The organism is Vibrio jasicida 090810c (assembly GCF_002887615.1).
Taxonomy (GTDB): domain Bacteria; phylum Pseudomonadota; class Gammaproteobacteria; order Enterobacterales; family Vibrionaceae; genus Vibrio; species Vibrio jasicida.
On record NZ_CP025792.1, the window covers coordinates 3,235,306 to 3,253,528 of the forward strand.

The 18,223-nt window shown below is 45.2% G+C and carries 15 protein-coding genes; 10 read left to right on the plus strand and 5 right to left on the minus strand.

The features are described 5' to 3' along the window. From ccmD to C1S73_RS15495, 7 genes are all read left to right on the plus strand, one after another. The gene (gene ccmD, locus C1S73_RS15465) at positions 1-207 is read left to right on the plus strand and encodes a heme exporter protein CcmD (protein ID WP_038864808.1); all 207 of its coding nucleotides are present in this window, start codon (positions 1-3) and stop codon (positions 205-207) included. Further along, positions 204-689 carry a cytochrome c maturation protein CcmE gene (gene ccmE, locus C1S73_RS15470; RefSeq protein ID WP_038864807.1) on the plus strand — a complete coding sequence of 162 codons (486 nt, stop codon included), beginning with the start codon at positions 204-206 and terminating at the stop codon, positions 687-689. The genes ccmD and ccmE overlap by 4 nt, the downstream gene beginning before the upstream one ends. Further along, positions 686-2,668: a heme lyase CcmF/NrfE family subunit gene (locus C1S73_RS15475; RefSeq protein ID WP_038882174.1), complete on the plus strand. Its 1,983-nt coding sequence runs from the start codon at positions 686-688 to the stop codon at positions 2,666-2,668. Before ccmE ends, C1S73_RS15475 begins: the two co-directional genes overlap by 4 nt. Before the next feature lies 1 nt (position 2,669). After that, complete coding sequence (locus C1S73_RS15480; RefSeq protein ID WP_010449576.1) at positions 2,670-3,224, plus strand: DsbE family thiol:disulfide interchange protein; 555 nt, start codon at positions 2,670-2,672, stop codon at positions 3,222-3,224. Then, positions 3,221-3,706, plus strand: a complete 486-nt coding sequence (locus tag C1S73_RS15485) for a cytochrome c-type biogenesis protein (protein ID WP_038871382.1) — start codon at positions 3,221-3,223, stop codon at positions 3,704-3,706. The genes C1S73_RS15480 and C1S73_RS15485 overlap by 4 nt, the downstream gene beginning before the upstream one ends. Next, positions 3,706-4,923, plus strand: coding sequence for a c-type cytochrome biogenesis protein CcmI (gene ccmI, locus C1S73_RS15490; RefSeq protein ID WP_038871380.1), 1,218 nt, complete (start codon positions 3,706-3,708; stop codon positions 4,921-4,923). Before C1S73_RS15485 ends, ccmI begins: the two co-directional genes overlap by 1 nt. A 204-nt stretch (positions 4,924-5,127) precedes the next feature. Then, the gene (locus tag C1S73_RS15495; RefSeq protein WP_038871377.1) at positions 5,128-5,907 is read left to right on the plus strand and encodes an MlaA family lipoprotein; all 780 of its coding nucleotides are present in this window, start codon (positions 5,128-5,130) and stop codon (positions 5,905-5,907) included. A 90-nt stretch (positions 5,908-5,997) separates the two neighbouring features. Here C1S73_RS15495 and C1S73_RS15500 read toward each other — a convergent pair whose 3' ends face one another. From C1S73_RS15500 to C1S73_RS15515, 4 genes are all read right to left on the minus strand, one after another. After that, positions 5,998-7,287, minus strand: coding sequence for an outer membrane protein transport protein (locus tag C1S73_RS15500; RefSeq protein ID WP_038871374.1), 1,290 nt, complete (start codon positions 7,285-7,287; stop codon positions 5,998-6,000). A gap of 309 nt (positions 7,288-7,596) precedes the next feature. Further along, positions 7,597-8,820: an outer membrane protein transport protein gene (locus C1S73_RS15505; RefSeq protein ID WP_038871371.1), complete on the minus strand. Its 1,224-nt coding sequence runs from the start codon at positions 8,818-8,820 to the stop codon at positions 7,597-7,599. A gap of 298 nt (positions 8,821-9,118) precedes the next feature. Next, positions 9,119-9,853, minus strand: coding sequence for a DUF3379 domain-containing protein (locus C1S73_RS15510; RefSeq protein WP_038871368.1), 735 nt, complete (start codon positions 9,851-9,853; stop codon positions 9,119-9,121). Continuing rightward, positions 9,846-10,394 carry a sigma-70 family RNA polymerase sigma factor gene (locus tag C1S73_RS15515; RefSeq protein ID WP_038871392.1) on the minus strand — a complete coding sequence of 183 codons (549 nt, stop codon included), beginning with the start codon at positions 10,392-10,394 and terminating at the stop codon, positions 9,846-9,848. Before C1S73_RS15515 ends, C1S73_RS15510 begins: the two co-directional genes overlap by 8 nt. A 657-nt stretch (positions 10,395-11,051) precedes the next feature. Here C1S73_RS15515 and fadI point away from each other — a divergent pair. Further along, positions 11,052-12,359, plus strand: a complete 1,308-nt coding sequence (gene fadI / locus C1S73_RS15520) for an acetyl-CoA C-acyltransferase FadI (RefSeq protein WP_038871365.1) — start codon at positions 11,052-11,054, stop codon at positions 12,357-12,359. Beyond that, positions 12,359-14,473 (plus strand): fatty acid oxidation complex subunit alpha FadJ, encoded by a 2,115-nt coding sequence (gene fadJ / locus C1S73_RS15525; protein WP_038871362.1) that lies wholly within the window; start codon positions 12,359-12,361, stop codon positions 14,471-14,473. The genes fadI and fadJ overlap by 1 nt, the downstream gene beginning before the upstream one ends. Positions 14,474-14,543: 70 nt before the next feature. Here fadJ and C1S73_RS15530 read toward each other — a convergent pair whose 3' ends face one another. Beyond that, a complete protein-coding gene (locus C1S73_RS15530; RefSeq protein WP_038871359.1) occupies positions 14,544-17,321 on the minus strand; it encodes an insulinase family protein in 2,778 nt (925 codons plus the stop codon). 376 nt (positions 17,322-17,697) lie between these two features. On the opposite strand from C1S73_RS15530, the gene sixA reads away from it, so the two are divergent. Continuing rightward, a complete protein-coding gene (gene sixA / locus C1S73_RS15535) occupies positions 17,698-18,162 on the plus strand; it encodes a phosphohistidine phosphatase SixA (protein ID WP_038871355.1) in 465 nt (154 codons plus the stop codon). Positions 18,163-18,223 lie beyond the last annotated feature (61 nt).

The window sequence follows — 18,223 nt, forward strand, 5'->3', positions numbered from 1 at the left end:
ATGCATTTTGAATCTCTGAGCGAATTATTTGCCATGGGTGGCTACGCATCATACGTATGGAGCGCGTTTGGTATTACTTTCTTGTCTATGCTGATTCTTTTGATTTCAAGCGTCCGTCGTGGGGATGCGTTATTGAAAGAAGTTCAAGCAAAAATTGACCGCCAAGCGCGTATCGACGCGGCGAAGAATATGGAGAACACGTTATGAACCCGAGACGTAAAAAGAGGTTGGGCATTGTCCTCGCTATCTTTATCGGCATCAGTGCAACCATTGGTTTGATGTTGTATGCGCTTAACCAAAATATGGACCTTTTCTATACTCCAACAGAGTTAGTTAATGGTAAGCCTGATGGTACGAAACCGGAAGTCGGTCAACGCTTGCGTATCGGCGGTATGGTTGTTGTGGGTTCAGTTCGCCGCGACCAAGACTCTCTGAAAGTGCGTTTTGATCTACACGATGTGGGTCCAAAAGTGACGATCGTGTATGAAGGTATCCTTCCAGACTTGTTCCGTGAAGGTCAGGGTATCGTAGCTCAAGGCGTACTTAAAGATGCAACAACGGTTGAAGCGTTTGAAGTGCTAGCGAAGCACGACGAAGAGTACATGCCTCCTGAAATTGCAGAAGCGATGAAGAAAACCCATGAGCCTTTGCAGTACACCACTGAACAAAAACAAGGAAGCGACCAATGATTGCTGAAATCGGTCACTTTGCCCTCATTTTATCGCTTGCGATGGCAGTACTGCTAAGCGTACTGCCGTTATGGGGCGCATCAAACAATAACACGATGCTGATGAATACAGCACGACCGCTATCTTGGTCGATGTTCATCATGCTATTTTTCTCATTCGTGATCTTATGTTGGGGTTTCTATACCAATGATTTCACGTTGCAATACGTGGCAAGTAACTCAAACAGCCTACTACCTTGGTACTACCGTCTAACGGCAGTTTGGGGCGCGCACGAAGGTTCATTGTTGCTTTGGGTGCTTATCCAAGCTGGTTGGACTGTGGCTGTAGCGACATTTAGCCGCGGTATGCCACAAGAATCGGTTGCACGTGTGCTTGCTGTGATGGGCATGATTTCAGTTGGTTTCTTGCTGTTCATCATTCTTACTTCAAACCCGTTCCTACGTACGTTGCCATTCTTCCCTGTTGATGGTCGTGACCTGAACCCACTTCTTCAAGATCCGGGTTTGATTGTTCACCCGCCAATGCTTTACATGGGCTATGTAGGCTTCTCGGTTGCGTTCTCGTTTGCGATTGCTTCTCTAATGACAGGCCGTCTTGATACGGCTTGGGCTCGTTGGTCTCGCCCTTGGACTACAGCTGCATGGGTTTTCCTAACACTAGGTATCGCACTAGGCTCTTGGTGGGCGTACTATGAACTTGGCTGGGGTGGCTGGTGGTTCTGGGATCCAGTAGAAAACGCATCATTCATGCCTTGGCTAGCGGGTACGGCTCTCATGCACTCTCTAGCGGTGACGGAAAAACGCGGTACGTTTAAAGCATGGACAGTATTACTGGCAATTTCTGCATTCTCATTAAGTTTGCTTGGTACCTTCTTGGTTCGTTCCGGTATTCTGGTGTCGGTACACGCATTCGCGTCTGACCCATCTCGCGGTATGTTTATCCTAGGTTTCCTCGTTTTCGTCATTGGTGGTTCACTCCTGTTATTTGCAGTGAAAGGGGCGGCGGTTCGGGTTCGCGGTAACTTTGATTTGGTTTCGCGTGAGAACGCGCTACTTGGGAACAACGTGCTTCTGATTGCTGCACTGGTCGTCGTACTAGTTGGTACATTGCTGCCATTAGTTCACAAACAAATTGGTCTTGGTTCAGTATCTATTGGTGCGCCATTCTTCGACATGTTGTTCGCATGGTTGATGATGCCGTTTGCCTTCCTGTTAGGTATTGGTCCTATGATTCGCTGGAAGCGCGATAATCTATCTAAGCTTATTAAGCCGATGATTGTTTCCGGTGTGCTTGCCTTCGCATTAGCGGCAGTGTGCGTGTTCCTGTTCGCAGACTTCTTCTCAGTGATGGCTTACATCGGTTGGGTAATGGCAATCTGGATCATTGCAATGCATTGCTTTGAATTGTACGAGCGTGCGACGCACCGTCACAGCTTTGGTGAAGGTGTTCGTAAATTGCAACGCAGCCACTGGGCAATGATGCTTGGTCACATTGGTTTAGCCGTTACTGTGATTGGTATTGCGATGGTGCAAAACTACAGCATCGAGCGTGACGTACGTTTGGCGCCTGGTGAGCACTTCAAGATTTACGGTTACGATTTCTACTTCTCAGGTCTACGTGACAAAGATGGTCCAAACTACGATGGTTACATCGCGGACTTCGAAATCACCAATGATGGTAAGTACGTGAACACGCTACACGCTGAAAAACGTTTCTACCGCACGGCGAAGTCGATGATGACTGAAGCGGCTATTGATCGCGGAATTACTCGTGATTTGTACATCGCGATGGGCGAGCGTCTAGACGACAACCGTTCGTGGGCAGTACGTATTTACTACAAACCATTCGTTCGTTGGATCTGGGCTGGTTCATTGATCATGTCTTTAGGTGGTGCGCTTGCTATCTCTGATAGACGTTACCGCTTCCGCAAGACGGCTAAGAAAGACGGAAAGTCAAAGCTAGCGGAAAAGGAAGCATAATATGAATAAGAAAGTCTTATTTATCCCGTTGGTCGCTTTTATGGTTTTGGCGGGTATCTTCGCGACTCAGTTGGTTCGTAACCAAGACGGCGACGATCCAACAAAATTGGAATCAGTACTGGTAGGTAAGCCAGTACCTGAGTTCCACCTAGAAGATTTAGCGGAACCGGGTAAGCAATACGACCAGTCGATCTTTAAAGGTGAGCCGCTGTTGCTTAACGTTTGGGCGACTTGGTGTCCAACTTGTTACGCTGAGCACAAATACTTAAACGAACTTGCAGGCAAAGGCGTGAAGATCATCGGTATGAACTACAAAGATGATCGCAATAAAGCGATTGGTTGGTTAAACGACCTTGGTAATCCATACCTAATCAGCTTGTTTGATGGAAGCGGCATGTTGGGCCTAGACCTTGGTGTTTACGGCGCTCCTGAAACGTTCATCATCGATGCCAATGGTGTGATTCGCTACCGTCATGTTGGCGATGTGAACCCTCGTAACTGGGCTGAGACCCTAGAGCCGCTTTATACCAAATTGGTTGAGGAGGCGAAGCAATGAAGAAGTTTATTCTAGCAGCGCTCGCTGCAATGACATTTTCGCTTGCAGCACACGCTGCAATCGAAGTGTATGAGTTTGATAACTTAGAGCAAGAACAACAGTTCAAAGAGCTCGGTCATACGCTTCGTTGCCCTAAATGTCAGAACAACACGATTTCTGACTCAAACGCAGAGCTTGCTCAAGACCTACGTCACAAGGTTTATGAAATGACCAAAGACGGTAAGTCTAAAGATGAAATCGTTGACTACATGATTGCCCGTTACGGTAATTTTGTGACTTATAACCCTCCGTTTACCATGGCAACCGCGATTCTTTGGCTTGGTCCATTTGCTGTTGTTTTAGGTGGCTTTGGTTTGATCGTGCTTCGCAGCCGTAAAGCCAAAGTAAAAGCTGTTCAAGATAGCGATGAAAATTGGGATGAGAACAAAGAAGCTCGTCTTAAAGCGCTACTTGATGAAGAGAACAACGGAGATAAGAAGTAATGACACTATTTTGGATTTCTACCGTTGTTTTAACGCTGATTGCTTGCGTGTTGGTCGCTTTGCCACTGCTAAAGCAAAAAGCAAACAACGATGAAGTATTACGTGACGAGCTAAACAAAGCGTTCTATAAAGACCGACTTTCTGAACTTGAAGAAGAAACCGATGAAGGCTTGGTCGAGAGCCAAGACGAGTTGATCTCTGATTTGAAACAGTCGCTATTGGATGACATCCCAAGTGAAAAAACACAAGGCGAAACCAAAGTTTCTCCAATGGCGGTATTGATTCCTTCGGTTATTTTAACGGTAGTGTTGAGTTACGGTCTTTACTACAAGTTTGGTGCTTCTCAGGACGTTGTTAAGTGGCAGGAAGTCACGTCAAACCTACCTGAACTTTCGAAGAAATTGATGTCAGCATCGTCTGAGCCTTTAAGCGAAGATGAAATGGATGACTTATCGTTAGCACTTCGTACGCGTCTGCATTACCAACCAGATGATTCAACAGGTTGGCTGCTTCTTGGTCGTATCGCTCTGGCTAATCGTGATGTCACAACCTCGATTGATGCAATGGAGAAAGCGTACAAGCTGGAGCCGAAAGATCCTGACGTACAACTCGGTTACGCTCAAGCTCTAATGCTGTCTCAAGACGAGATGGAGCAAGCGACAGCACGTTCTCTGCTTGGCAAGCTAATGCAGCAAGACTATGTCGACCTACGTGTATTCTCGCTGTTGGCATTCGATGCGTTTGAGCGCCAAGATTTCCCTGCAGCGATTAAATATTGGGGCATCATGCAGCAGATGATTGGTCCAGAGGATAGCCGTTACGAAATGCTAGGTCGCAGTATCGAAAGTGCGCGTAAGCAAATGGGTGAGGCGGTGTCTCCAGATAAAAGCGTGGCAGTGACGATTAACGTTGCTCCAGAAGCTCAATTGGACCCAAATGCAGTATTGATTGTATCTATTCACCGCGCAGACGGCTCCCCAATGCCAGTTGCAGCAGCGCGCTATCCACTAGGGACTTTCCCTCGTACCGTGGTTCTAGACGACGGTAATGCGATGATGGAAGGGCAGAAGCTGTCGTCGTTAGAGAAACTGATGGTACGTGTTCGTATCGACTCTGACGGTAACGTAGCGACTCGTGACCATGATTGGCACGGCGAAAGTGAAGCGGTTGAATTTGGTCAACCAGTGGATGTGATGATCGATAAGCAGTATCAATAAATCTATCCTGTCTCTGATAGTGGACACTTTGTGATTGTCCTATCGCTTTTGTGGTATGACTACCAACTATCGAGTAGAATGATGAAGGCCAGCGCTTGCTGGCCTTTCTTTATTTATATACCCAAGTGACTTTTTAAGAGCAGTATCGCGTACATCAATCTTTAAGGTTGCTTAGGTATATTAATCGTCGTTATGGAACGCAGAATGTATAACAAGGGTAAATCCACCTTTTTGTTGTTGTTTGCAGTTGGAATGGTTGGCTGTTCGACTGCGCCTGAAGAGGCGGCAACAGAAGAAAACGAAACGAATCAAACGACTTCTGGTGTTTATGATCCGTTAGAAGGCTTCAACCGCGCGATGTGGGAAATCAACTACGATTACCTTGATCCGTATTTGGTTCGTCCTATCTCTCTTGCGTATGTGGACTACACGCCAGTCCCAGTTCGCTCAGGTATCGCAAACTTTTTGGCGAACTTAGATGAGCCAGCAAGCGTGGTTAACAATTTGGTAATGGGAAACGGCACTAAAGCGGTCGATCACTTTAACCGATTCTGGATTAACTCGACTTTTGGTGTACTTGGCTTGTTCGATATCGCGACAGCGGCGGGTATCACCAAATACGATAACAAAGAGTTCAGTAGTGTGGTGGGTCATTATGGAGTAGGAAATGGTCCTTACTTCATGGTACCTGGCTACGGCCCATATACGTTGCGCGAAGTAACAGATACGGTAGATGGTATGTATTTGCCGCTTTCTTACCTTAACTTCTGGGCTGGTCTTGGTAAGTGGGCATTGGAAGGTATGGAAAAGCGTGCACTGATTGTTCCACAAGAAGCGCAGTTAGAAGCCTCTCCAGATCCATACGTATTAACGCGTGATATTTATCTTCAGCGTCAAGATTTCAAAGCAGAAATCAACAATACGGATGAAGTGAATGAGGACGAAGAAGCGTACTTGGACGAGTACTTAGAAGAAGACTTCTAAACGTTTTCAACAGACAAACAAAAAGGCTTGGTGAAAACCAAGCCTTTCTTTTTATCGGTAACTTTCTTTTATCGATAAATAGCGTTTAGATTAGAACTTGTAGTTCGCTTGAACACCGATTAGCCAAACGTTGCCCGTTACTTCACCTTCAAATGCACCACCGAAAACGGCTGCTTCGTTATCAGATGCATCACGAGGTTCGCTGATTGGCGCATCTTTCGCAAAGATGTAAGTAAAGCCAGCGTCTAGAGTTAGGTTTTTAGACCATTCATAGCCTGCACCAACACTTAGCCATAGACGGTCAGTCTCTGGAATTGTTGTTGTACGGTACTTGTCATCAACTGCAGACATGTCGTAAGCAACGCCTGAGCGCAATGTCCATTTTTGGTCAAGCTTGTAAGTCGTACCTACAGCAAAGCGGTAGTTATCTTCCCAGTTTTCCGATTTGATTAGATCAGATGAATCAGGGAAATCTGCCACTAGCTCTTTAAAGCTGCTCCAATCTGTCCAGTTAATGCTTGCGTGTACTGCTAACTGGTCATTTAGTTGGTGGAAGCTCGCTAGTTCAGCTGTCGCTGGCAAGGTAAGGTCCATTGAACCTGCTTTTTTCGCGTTAGGGTTCACTGGGTTGAACGCAAGACCATTCGCGTGACCTTCTAGGGTCAGATCTACCGCTGATTTATATGCGAAACCGATGCGGTTGTTATCATTGATCTGCCATGCAGTACCCACTTGCCAACCCCAAGCGGTGTCATCACCTTCCATGTATTTAAGTGTTTGACCCGGTAAAGTCGGTTTCACTAAACCCATCTGAGGTGGCATTACCGCGCCAATGCTACCATCTGCGATGATGTAACGGATGCCACCACCAATGCTTACCGCTTCATTTAGTTTGTAAGCCGCGTTCAGGTTCGCTTCCATCGACGTTACGCTAGCTTGGTTACCAAAGTTTGCTGCAGCAAAATCTTTACCTAGGTCCGTTTCCATACCGTAGTTAGTGCCAAATGCTAGACCAATAGCAAACTTGTCGTTGTACTGGTGAGATAGGTAGAAGTTAGGGATAACAGCATCGTGTGCAAAGTCATGTGAACTTGCTTTATTAGAACCATTTACAAATGTCGATGTGCCATCAACATCAATATTAGGGTTTACATAAATAGCGCCAACAGACACTTGTGTGCCTTCTAGGTACGTTAGCATTGCTGGGTTACGCCACTGTGCACCTGCGTTATCAGCCATCGCTGCTTCACCAGCGTATGCACGACCTAGGCCAGTCGCAGAGTATTCTGCAAGTTGGAAACCTGCTGCGTTTGCAACGCCTGAAGTGCTTAATAGGCCGAATGCCACTGCTGCTGAAAGGAGAGTCTTGTTGGTTTTCATTGTAATGTTCGCTGAGTTATTTATAACGTGGGGCGAAAGTTTACGTCTAGAGTTATTACTTTAAAAATGAAAATCCAATAAAACAGTGTTTTCAGGTTAATTATCTATTGGTGGTTAAATATGTAGTTAATTTATCTAACTGTAAAGGCGTTGTGAAGAAGTTTCAGCGAACAACTGTGAGTTCTAATAACCGCATTTAGTTACACGTGTGCGCTCAGATTAGGTGAGGGGTAAATGATAGATAAGAAAAAAGGCTGGAATTCCAGCCTTTTATATAGAGAGTGTTTATATTAGCTTCATGCGTAATGCTTAGAAGCTGCGGCTGTATTGTAAGCCGAATAGAATCGCATCTGCGCGAGTTGTACCTGTAAAGGAGCCTGTTGGAGCACTTGTCTCTACAACATCTACATCTTTACCTACCAGATATGTAAAGCCAAGATCGATGTTTGAGCTTGAATCTAGATGATAAGTGAAGCCACCAGAGAACCATTGACGATCAGAATCAGGTACAGAAACTGAAGTTAGGTCAGCTTGAGCACTTGTGTCGTACATGTAGCCCGCACGTAGTGTCCAATCATTATTTAGGTAGTAAGTACCACCAATAGCGTAGTGCCAACCATCTTGCCACTCATACGGCTTGTCGTAGCTACCAGTTAGAACGGAGTCTTTTAGATTGCGGAATTCGATTTGATCGAACGTACCCCAACCGATGTATTGGATGCTGTAGTGAACCGCAAATTTAGTATCTTGAATTTTGTGGTAGCCAGAGAACTCTGCCATATCAGGTAGCGGAAGAGTAATCTTTTGGCCCTTATCGTCTTTAGCTTCCATTTCTGGGCTGTAACGGTAAGAGAAACCAAAACGGTTGTTTTCATCTAGCTCAAATACAGTACCTACGTTGAAACCAACAGCCCAACCATCTGCACCATCTACATCTAGAAGAGGCATTGGTAGAACTTCTGCTTCACGTTTCATTGTACCTTGACCGTAGATTAGGTCGATGCCAGCACCGAAGCTCCATTGGTCGTTTAGACGGTAAGAACCCGCTAGACCAAAGTTTGCGCTTTTCACATCTGTAAGGCCGCCGTATTCGCGAGCAGCAAAGCTGTCATCAAATTCAGTTTTAGTACCGAAGTTTGAGTATGCGTTTACACCCCAAGCGAATTTGTCATTAACAGGAACGATTAGGTGGATATTTGGTGCGATAGAAGTGTCACCTGCATCGTCATAGTTAGATGATGTACCTAGAGGAGCTGTTACGCCGCGGTACGTCGCATCTTTAACTTCAATCATTGAAGTAATGCTTTCAAAACCAAGCGACAGTTCCATTTTATCAAATAGAGCCATTGCTGCTGGGTTACGAGCCATTACAGATGCGTTGTCCGCAATTACTGCATCACCTGCGAATGCACGACCGATACCAGTCGCTGATTGTGCGTTTAGCTGGAAACCAGCTGCCATTGCTTGACCAGATGCCATTGCAACCGTCACTGCTAGGAGAGTCTTTTTAAACAGACGCGTATTCTGAGTCATTTTTTATTCCTTATGGGTTTCGTCTCTTTGGACGATAAGTTGAGCATTTGCTCAGTGGCGCAGATAGTAGTATTAAGAGTGGACCATACAAATCCGACCATTGGATAAATTTGAATAAAAATTGCAGAAATGATGTCTAAATGTCGGGAAATTGCATCTAAAGTGCATAATTTAGAGTTTTGACTCTAAACTTGATTGGTGGGGTGAATGTTTTTATTGGTATCTATAAGAAAAAAGCCGCTAAATTTCGAGATTTAGCGGCTTTTCACGTTTTATCGATGCGGTATTAAGGAACTTGTTACATAGGTTCCATCATCGGAGCAAGCTTAGCTGCGATAGCATCGATATCTTCGCCATTGCTACCAACAAGAATCATACTGGCTTTGCCCACCGGTTTCACAACACCACTCATACCATCTTTATCAAAGTCGACTTTCTGGTCACTCTTCACATCAGTCACAAACATGGTGACTCTGCCTTCTTTACCTTGGAAGACGACATGAAGCGCATTGTTCGACTCACCAAAGCCACAATGGTTTAGGTAGTAAACGTGATATGGAAAATCACCGTTTATCTGGTAATGGAAAGGCATCATTTTCGCGTTGACTTGTTTATTCGAAACATCTTCATCGATGTTACGGACAAACGGTTCTTCTGCCACTACGTGTTTCATTGCGGTGTCAGCCAGACTTGCCTGCGCTGGAGAAACAATAACGTTACCCCAGTTAATCTGACCTACAAGTAAACCAGCAGTAAATGCAACGGATGCCGCCAAAGCCATCGCTTTACGTGCGAAATTAGGTCTGACTATCTTTTCATCTTCTAATGCATTTGATGTTTGGTTAAACAAAATTTTGTCGGCGAGATCTTCTGGCACATCCACATTCATGGCTTGCTTAATCTTTAGATCGAGGTCCAAAACGTCTTCAACAAACTTACTGTTAGCGTCGTTCTCAGCTAAAGCTTGCAGAATCTCTTCATCCTTCTGTTTTGGATCCGACAAAATACGACGACGAAATTCTAAATCATCCATTTTTTTGTCCTCTCTGAGTATCTTGAGAATCCAACATCTCTTTTAGTTGATTGCGGGCGCGGAAAAGGCGCGTCATTACCGTATTTTTGTTCAGTTCCAAAATGTTACCGATTTCTTCTCCGCTGAAACCGCCTACAACTTGGAGGAACAAAGGTTCACGATATTCGACATCAAGCTTCATTATTTGAGCTTGTAGCCATTCCTGCTGATGATGTGGGTCATCGCTGACTTTAGCATCATTGCCATAGTCATCGATATCAACCAAATCAAATTGTTTGCGTTCGAAGCGGCGCGCATTTTCTCGTCTCAGAATGGTAATAAGCCAAGATTTCGCAGCCTTTTCATCTTGAAGGCTATCGAGAGACTTCCACGCACGCAGACAGGTTTCTTGAACCAAATCTTCTGCAACCGCCTTTTCCTTGCATAACCAGTATGCGTAGCGATATAAGTCTCTGTGATAGCCCCGAACAAGAGCTTCGTATTTTCTTTGTCTGTCCATATCAGAGTTGACCGGACTGTCGGAATTTTTCTTTCCAAACATTTTAAATATTGCCACAGGAGCCTCCGTCTTGCTCTGTGAGGTCATATATACCGCTTATATTTATAATCGATCCGACTACACTTTTTGTAGTTTAGCAGCAGCACAATATACGTCTTCAACGATCAAGCACTTATTTGAAGTGATGATAATTTATTTTTTATTGTTGTCAGTGAGGCGTTTTACCTCATTTGGTTGGCTACTTGGTCAGTCTTCAAATCCTATTCCTGCAAGAAACCATAAAATCACCATAAAAATTGATCTATTTCAAAATCTCATACAGTGAAGGGGCTATAGTACATCTTGTCATCTAGTTAGTCATTGCGACTAACATGTTGAGCAAGATGACACTTCCTTTTGAAGGCTGACTTTACTTTCTCCTAATCAGGAAACTGATTAATTTTACAATTGGCGTATGTTAATTGTTTTATAGATATTCCGACCACACAATATTGTGTGGTTTTTTTTTGCTTCAATTTTACCCACAGCACACTTCTTCTCTTTTTAAGTCACTATAGTTAAGCAATCTTAATCGCATAAGAATCAATGAACTAGAGTAATAGATCTACTCGCTTCACGTTTATTTAAACGCACGTTTGATAAATTTAACAAGTTGATTACAATGCATGAGGTCAGACCTCTTGTATTTAAGGAGAAACAATGGGCAAGCAGGAAGTAAAAACACGCCATGGTGAACGTGTTGCTATTGTCGCAGGGCTCCGAACTCCCTTTGCTCGTCAAAGCACTGAGTTCAGCCAGGTGCCAGCGGTCGATTTAGGTAAAATGGTAGTGAGCGAAATGCTTGCTCGCACAGATATCGACCCTAAGTTAATTGAACAAGTGGTATTTGGACAAGTGGTTCAAATGCCAGAAGCACCAAACATCGCACGAGAAATCGTATTGGGGACGGGTATGCACATTCATACCGACGCTTACAGTGTGACTCGCGCATGTGCGACCAGCTTCCAAGCTGCTGTCAATGTTGCCGAAAGTATTATGGCTGGCAGCATTGATGTGGGGATTGCTGGTGGTGCGGACTCTTCTTCTGTGTTGCCTATTGGTGTATCAAAAACGCTGGCTGCTAATTTGCTGGCGCTCAGCAAAACCAAAACGCTGGGTCAAAAGCTCAACATTCTTAAAAAACTCAGCTTCAAAGATTTGATGCCAGTGCCGCCGGCAGTGGCTGAATACTCGACGGGTCTCTCAATGGGTCAGACTGCCGAGCAAATGGCGAAGTCACACGGAATTACTCGTGCAGAGCAAGATGCGTTGGCGCACCGTTCTCACTCTCTAGCTTCGCAAGCTTGGAAAGACGGCAAAATCCAAGACGAAGTGATGACTGCTTTCCCAGAACCTTACAAAAAATGGATCTCTGAAGATAACAACATTCGTCATGATTCGACATTAGAAGGTTATGCAAAATTGCGTCCGGCTTTTGACCGCCAATACGGTAGTGTAACAGCCGCAAACAGTACGCCATTAACCGATGGTGGTGCCGCTGTGATGCTAATGCGTGAAGGTAAAGCGAAAGAGCTTGGGATGGAAATTCTTGGCTACATTCGCGGTTATGCATTCTCGGCTATTGGCGTCGAAATGGATATGTTGATGGGGCCAACTTACGCGACATCGAAAGTATTAGAAAATACCGGATTGGAACTTTCAGACCTCACGCTTATTGATATGCATGAAGCGTTTGCTGCTCAAGCACTTGCAAATGTGAAGATGTTTGCTTCTGATAAATTTGCCCAAGAGAACCTAGGTCGCGCGAAAGCGATTGGCGAGATCGACATGGACAAATTCAATGTCCTTGGCGGTTCAATTGCTTACGGTCACCCATTTGCTGCGACTGGCGCTCGTATGATGACACAAACGTTACGTGAGCTGAAACGTCGTGGTGGTGGTCTTGCGTTGAATACTGCGTGTGCCGCAGGTGGTCTTGGTGCAGCAATGATTTTGGAGGTGGAGTAATGAGCGAGCAAAAAGCATTTAGTCTAAAGATTGATGAGCAGAACATTGCTTGGCTAGCCATCGATGTGCCAAACGAGAAAATGAACACGCTGCAAGCGGCGTTTGCAGACGAGATGAAAGAGATTTTCGCTCAACTGAAAGACACCAACGGCGTAAAAGGGATGATCATCCATTCCTTAAAACCAGATAACTTTGTTGCGGGTGCCGATGTACGCATGCTCGAAGCGTGCACGACGGCAAGTGAAGCTGAAGCCTTAGCCAAGCAAGGCCAAGACTTGTTCCAGCAGCTGTCTGAGCTGCCTTATCCGGTTGTCGCAGCGATTCATGGTCCATGTCTGGGTGGCGGTTTAGAGCTTGCTCTCGCGTGTGACTACCGAGTGTGTACTGATTCCGATAAAACGCGTCTTGGTTTGCCTGAAGTGCAACTTGGTTTGCTGCCTGGTTCTGGTGGTACTCAACGTCTTCCACGTTTAATTGGTCTGTTGCCCTCGTTAGATTTAATCCTTACAGGTAAACAACTGCGTGCGAAGAAAGCGAAAAAATTGGGTGTGGTTGACGCATGTGTGCCTGAGACTGTCTTGCTTGATGTCGCGAAGATGCATGTCGAAAAAGGCAAGAAGAAAGGTAAACAAAAGCAATCGACCAAAGAGAAATTGATGTCAGGCAGCGGCTTAGGTCGTAAGTTTGTGTTTGAGCAAGCAGCGAAAAAAACTAATGAAAAAACGCGTGGTAACTACCCTGCAACCGTGGCTATCCTAGAAGTTATTCAACACGGTCTTGAGAAAGGTTTTGCTCAAGGCCAAGAACTTGAAGCAAAGCGCTTTAGCGAATTGGTGATGAGCTCTGAATCAAAAGCATTACGCTCTATTTTCTTTGCTACCACTGAGATGAAGAAAGAGAATGGTACAGAGGCTGAGCCCGCATCGGTCGGTCGAGTTGGTGTACTTGGTGGTGGTTTGATGGGGGCGGGTATTAGCCACGTTTCCGTCGCCAAAGCAAAAGTGCCAGTGCGTATTAAAGATGTTAGTAACGACGGTGTGCTTAACGCATTGAACTACAACTACAAGTTGTTTGATAAGCAACGTAAGCGCCGCATTATCTCGAAAGCGGGTCTGCAAGCGAAGATGCTGCAACTGTCTGGCGGCATTGACTTTACAAGCTTCAACCATATTGATGTAGTAATTGAAGCCGTGTTTGAAGATCTTGACCTTAAACAGACGATGGTTGCGGATATTGAAGCGAATGCGAAACTAGACACTATTTTTGCGACCAATACGTCTTCTTTGCCGATTCACAAAATTGCGGAAAAAGCAGAGCGTCCAGAAAACATCGTCGGTTTACACTATTTCAGCCCGGTAGAGAAAATGCCGCTGGTGGAAGTGATTCCTCACGAGACGACGTCGGATGAAACCATTTCTACCGTGGTTGCGCTTGCGAAGAAACAAGGTAAAACGCCAATCGTTGTGAAAGATAAAGCAGGCTTTTACGTAAACCGTATTCTTGCACCTTACATGAATGAAGCCGCACATATATTGTTGGCAAATGAGCCAATCGAACAACTGGACAATGCACTACTCGATTTTGGTTTCCCGGTTGGCCCAATTACTTTGCTTGATGAAGTTGGTGTCGATATTGGCGCGAAGATCATGCCAATCTTGGTTAACGAATTGGGCGAGCGATTTAAAGGTCCAGACGTATTCGAAACACTACTGAACGACGGTCGTAAAGGTCGTAAGAGTGGTAAAGGTTTCTATACCTATAAAGGTAAGAAGAAGGAAGTTGATAAGTCAGTGTACAAACTGCTGAACTTAACGCCTGAATCAAAACTGAGCGACAACGACATTGCTTTGCGCTGTGTGCTGCCAATGTTGAACGAAGCTGTTCGTTGTTTGGATGACGGTATTATCCGTTCTCCACGCGATGGTGATATCGGTGCGATCTTTGGTATTGGTTTCCCACCATTCCTAGGTGGTCCATTCCGTTACATGGATCAATTCGGTTTGAAAGAACTGGTTGAGAAAATGAACGAGTTTGCATCGAAATACGGCGATCGTTACGCGCCATGTGATGGCTTACTCACTCGCGCGGGTGAAGGTCGTAATTTCTACGACTAATCTGTCTATGTTAGGTAATAAAAAGGCTTGCACTGCGCAAGCCTTTTCTAATTTTGCTCGTTAAATCTGATTAACCCAAACCACAATCTTTTGGTCGTAATTGAAACTCTTCAATCGATCCAATTTCTAAACCAAGATTAACTCGCGGAGCATCTGCGTGTGCTATACCTTGCGAGTGCATGACCAAACGGTTTGCTGTACGCGGTTTTAACTCGTTGACAACAAAGCGGATCATATCGGTACGAGTAAGCCCTTTAAGCTCTTCTAGTACTTTTTCGCGTTGATTGAAATCCGTGTCTTTGTTGCCAATAGCGACCCACAAGCGCTGAGCTCTACCACGCAATGTTGTGTCGGGCGTTGCTATTTGATTCCATAAGCCTCGCTTGCTGCTGTGCCACTGGTATTCATTTAGCTCTAGCAATACCATGTAGAAAGCGTTCAAAAACTCATCAATTGATGTGACCAATTCAGCGGGAGCGGCATTTGGAGACTGAACGTACAGTACAATACCTGGATGGCGATTGAGAGGCATATTTCCCGTACCGACCATATAGCCAAGTTGCTGCTTGGTGCGGATTTCATGGAAGAAGGTCGCCGACATCAGATGGTTAGCCAGTGTATACAAGGCGATATTGCGTGGCTCGATATCTTCACATTGGTGGTAAATCACCACCGCGGAATCTTGCTGATTACAGTGGACTTCACGTTGGAAACTACCATTTTCGCCAAGCATGACCAACGGGCGGAGTGCCTCTTCGTAGCGTTGTTCTTTTACTCTAAGGGCATCTTTCAACGTTGTTGCCATCTCTTTTGCGTGCTGACGCTGCCAGTCGCCGTAAACGAACATTTCTACATGCAACTCGGCCAAAATTGATTCAACAAACACCGACAGTTCATCCACTTCTATTTCTTCCAGCGCTTCAACGAGTGTTGCGAAAGGCGGATTGTTGGGTTGAAGAAGACCAGTCAGTGCATTGAATAGCTGCGAAATAGGGCGGTCCTGAGATGAATTTCGCCAATTACGTAATAGTTGTTGTTTGATGGTTTCGAATCGAGCAGGGCTGAACTCACGTGCCGCGAAGCGATGCAGAATCATTTCTAACAGCTGAGGCAATTTCTCGCTAAAACCTGATAGCGTCAGAGTAACACCACCTTGGTGAGCGTACATGTTGTAACCCATACCTGCGATTTCAGCTTGATAGGTCTCTTTCGCTAATGAATCAAGGAACATCTCAACACATAGGCGTGTTTTCACGATGTTTTTCGGTGAAGCGACGGCGTGCGAGCTGTCGATAGCGACATACACGACGCCTTTTGGCACTCGGAATTCGTCATCTTGCAAATGCCATAAACGGAAGCCTTCGACATCTTCCACTAATTCTGGCAATGAGCCACCATTTTCAAACGGTTTTGGATCGAGCTCGTAGCAAATGTATGGGTTCTTTTCTGGGAGAACGAATTGCCAACTAGGATCGATTTGTTGATATAAACGACGTTGTTCATCGTTGAATGGATGCACTGAGTAGGGCGTGAAATACCATTCTGTGGTTTGGTTGTACTCTAATCCTTTGGCAATCAGAGTCACACGAACATTTTCGATGTTGAGGTAGTGCAATAAAGAGCATTGTAGCTCTTCATCATACCCTGTCATTTTGTAGTCACCGTAAACCGTGTCTTCCGGCTGATAGTGCTGCATGTTGATCACAAGGTGGCTGACCAAATCCATCGGACGAGATGGCTCTTGAAAGCGGAAGGCAGACTCCAGCACTGCTTGTTTTTCAAGGTAACGCCATTCATCCATCCCATCTTGTTTGATCATAGACAGGTACTGGAATACGGCTTGAATGATGTTATCGACATAACCCAAGCCATCTTGGGTCAATGTGCAGCTGACTGTGAAGTCTCGGTAATTGCTGCCGCTTGCACCTCCACCGGCAGATAAGGAAGTAATCCAACCTTTGTTTTTCAGCTCTAGCATCAAACTGCCTTCGCCTTCATAACCCAACAAATGCGCAAAGTAGGAGAGGGGTTTCGCGCCGTAATGCACATCCATCCCTGGCATCGGGAAGGTTAAGATCAGTTTACGAAATTCTTTAATCGGTTCGACTTGAACCAAAATGCCGGTGCTGTCTTCGTTACCTATAGGTACATCAATCGATTTTCCGTGTAATTGATGATTTGGAATGTCAGCAAACATGGTTTCTACCCAAGCTTGCTGTTCATCAAGAGATTGAGGACCAAACAAGGTCAATGTCATCAAATCAGCGGAATATTGCGAGTGGTGAAACTCGACTATCTCGTCGCGAATCGATTTGCCATCGCGATCGCCGAGGGTTTCCAAGTTGCCGACAGAGAACTTAGAAAACGGATGATCAGGGTTGATGACCTCTTTGTTTACTTGATATAGACGGCGAGAATCGTCGTTCAGTTTGAGCTTGTATTCGGAGTCGACAGCTTGGCGCTCTTTGTCTAACGCTTCTTCATTAAACAACGGTGCGGTGAAGAATTGGCTGAAACGGTCAAGCGCGGTTTCAAACGCTGTGGGGGTGACGTCAAAGAAGAAACAAGTATGCTCTGTTCCCGTCCAAGCGTTATTTGTGCCACCGTGTTGACTAATATAACTTTGAAACTCGCCAACTTTAGGGTATTTTTCCGTTCCCAAAAAAAGCATGTGTTCTAGGTAGTGTGCCAGACCTTGACGATCATTTGGGTCATCAAAGTGTCCAACATTTACTGCCAAGGCTGCTGCCGACTGTTGAGCGGTGTCGGAGTGGATCAGCAACACGCGCAGTGCATTACTCAAGGTAATGTAGCGGTATTGATTTGAATCGTTTGGACTTAAGTGCACGATGCGTCTCCAGATTTCGCATTACAGTAATGATGACCCCCGAATGGGGCTGCGCAAAGTTTGCGCTTCGACAAATACTGCTTGCCGTATTTTTGTTATTCGTAAGAGTACTGCATAAGCCCAATAGCCAATGCTATGGGGTTCGAGCTATTTGAAGGAATGCACTGAGTTCATAACTTCATCGTAGAATGTGATGAACTGAGTCTATTCTTTTTAATAGATTGTTAAGAAAGTCGCTATCTTTAGCAAGCGAATTGGTATAATGAACCGATAATTATATCAGTATTTTTGTTTCGACATTATTAAAGTTAGCCCGCTATCCGTATAAAGATAGCAGTCAACCTTTTGGTAGCGTTAGCTATCCCTAGGAAATAACATGAAAATATTTATCTTGCGTCACGGTGAAGCGGAACATTTCGCGGATACCGATGCAGAAAGACAACTGACCCAAAGAGGCAGAACTGAATCGGAAGCAGTTGCCCGAGCATGTAAAGAGCAAGGTTTTGCTCAATTCGACAAAGTGCTAGTCAGTCCATACATCCGAGCGCAACAAACATGGCAAGAGATCAGCGTCCATTTCTCGGCGAAAAGTATTGAGACTTGTGAAGACATCACGCCATACGGTCAATCGGACCATGTATTTGATTTTGCCAATGCATTGATTGAGGTTGAGAAGTTAGAATCACTTCTGTTTGTGTCGCACTTACCGCTGGTGGGGTATCTCACTTCTGAGTTTGTGAAAGACATGACACCACCGATGTTCCCAACATCTGGCTTGGTGTGCATTGAATACGATCCGCAAACACAACGTGGTGAAGTGTTGTGGCATATCACGCCATAGAACACTCGCTCTCGGGATCACGACTCGAGAAAAACAAAAAGGCAGGGTTAACCTGCCTTTG

Coding starts and splice junctions, on each gene's coding strand:
- ccmD (WP_038864808.1), top strand. CDS start 1: ATGCATTTTGAATCTCTGAGCGAATTATTTGCCATGGGTGGCTACGCA.
- ccmE (WP_038864807.1), top strand. CDS start 204: ATGAACCCGAGACGTAAAAAGAGGTTGGGCATTGTCCTCGCTATCTTT.
- C1S73_RS15475 (WP_038882174.1), top strand. CDS start 686: ATGATTGCTGAAATCGGTCACTTTGCCCTCATTTTATCGCTTGCGATG.
- C1S73_RS15480 (WP_010449576.1), top strand. CDS start 2,670: ATGAATAAGAAAGTCTTATTTATCCCGTTGGTCGCTTTTATGGTTTTG.
- C1S73_RS15485 (WP_038871382.1), top strand. CDS start 3,221: ATGAAGAAGTTTATTCTAGCAGCGCTCGCTGCAATGACATTTTCGCTT.
- ccmI (WP_038871380.1), top strand. CDS start 3,706: ATGACACTATTTTGGATTTCTACCGTTGTTTTAACGCTGATTGCTTGC.
- C1S73_RS15495 (WP_038871377.1), top strand. CDS start 5,128: ATGTATAACAAGGGTAAATCCACCTTTTTGTTGTTGTTTGCAGTTGGA.
- C1S73_RS15500 (WP_038871374.1), bottom strand. CDS start 7,287: ATGAAAACCAACAAGACTCTCCTTTCAGCAGCAGTGGCATTCGGCCTA.
- C1S73_RS15505 (WP_038871371.1), bottom strand. CDS start 8,820: ATGACTCAGAATACGCGTCTGTTTAAAAAGACTCTCCTAGCAGTGACG.
- C1S73_RS15510 (WP_038871368.1), bottom strand. CDS start 9,853: ATGGATGATTTAGAATTTCGTCGTCGTATTTTGTCGGATCCAAAACAG.
- C1S73_RS15515 (WP_038871392.1), bottom strand. CDS start 10,394: ATGTTTGGAAAGAAAAATTCCGACAGTCCGGTCAACTCTGATATGGAC.
- fadI (WP_038871365.1), top strand. CDS start 11,052: ATGGGCAAGCAGGAAGTAAAAACACGCCATGGTGAACGTGTTGCTATT.
- fadJ (WP_038871362.1), top strand. CDS start 12,359: ATGAGCGAGCAAAAAGCATTTAGTCTAAAGATTGATGAGCAGAACATT.
- sixA (WP_038871355.1), top strand. CDS start 17,698: ATGAAAATATTTATCTTGCGTCACGGTGAAGCGGAACATTTCGCGGAT.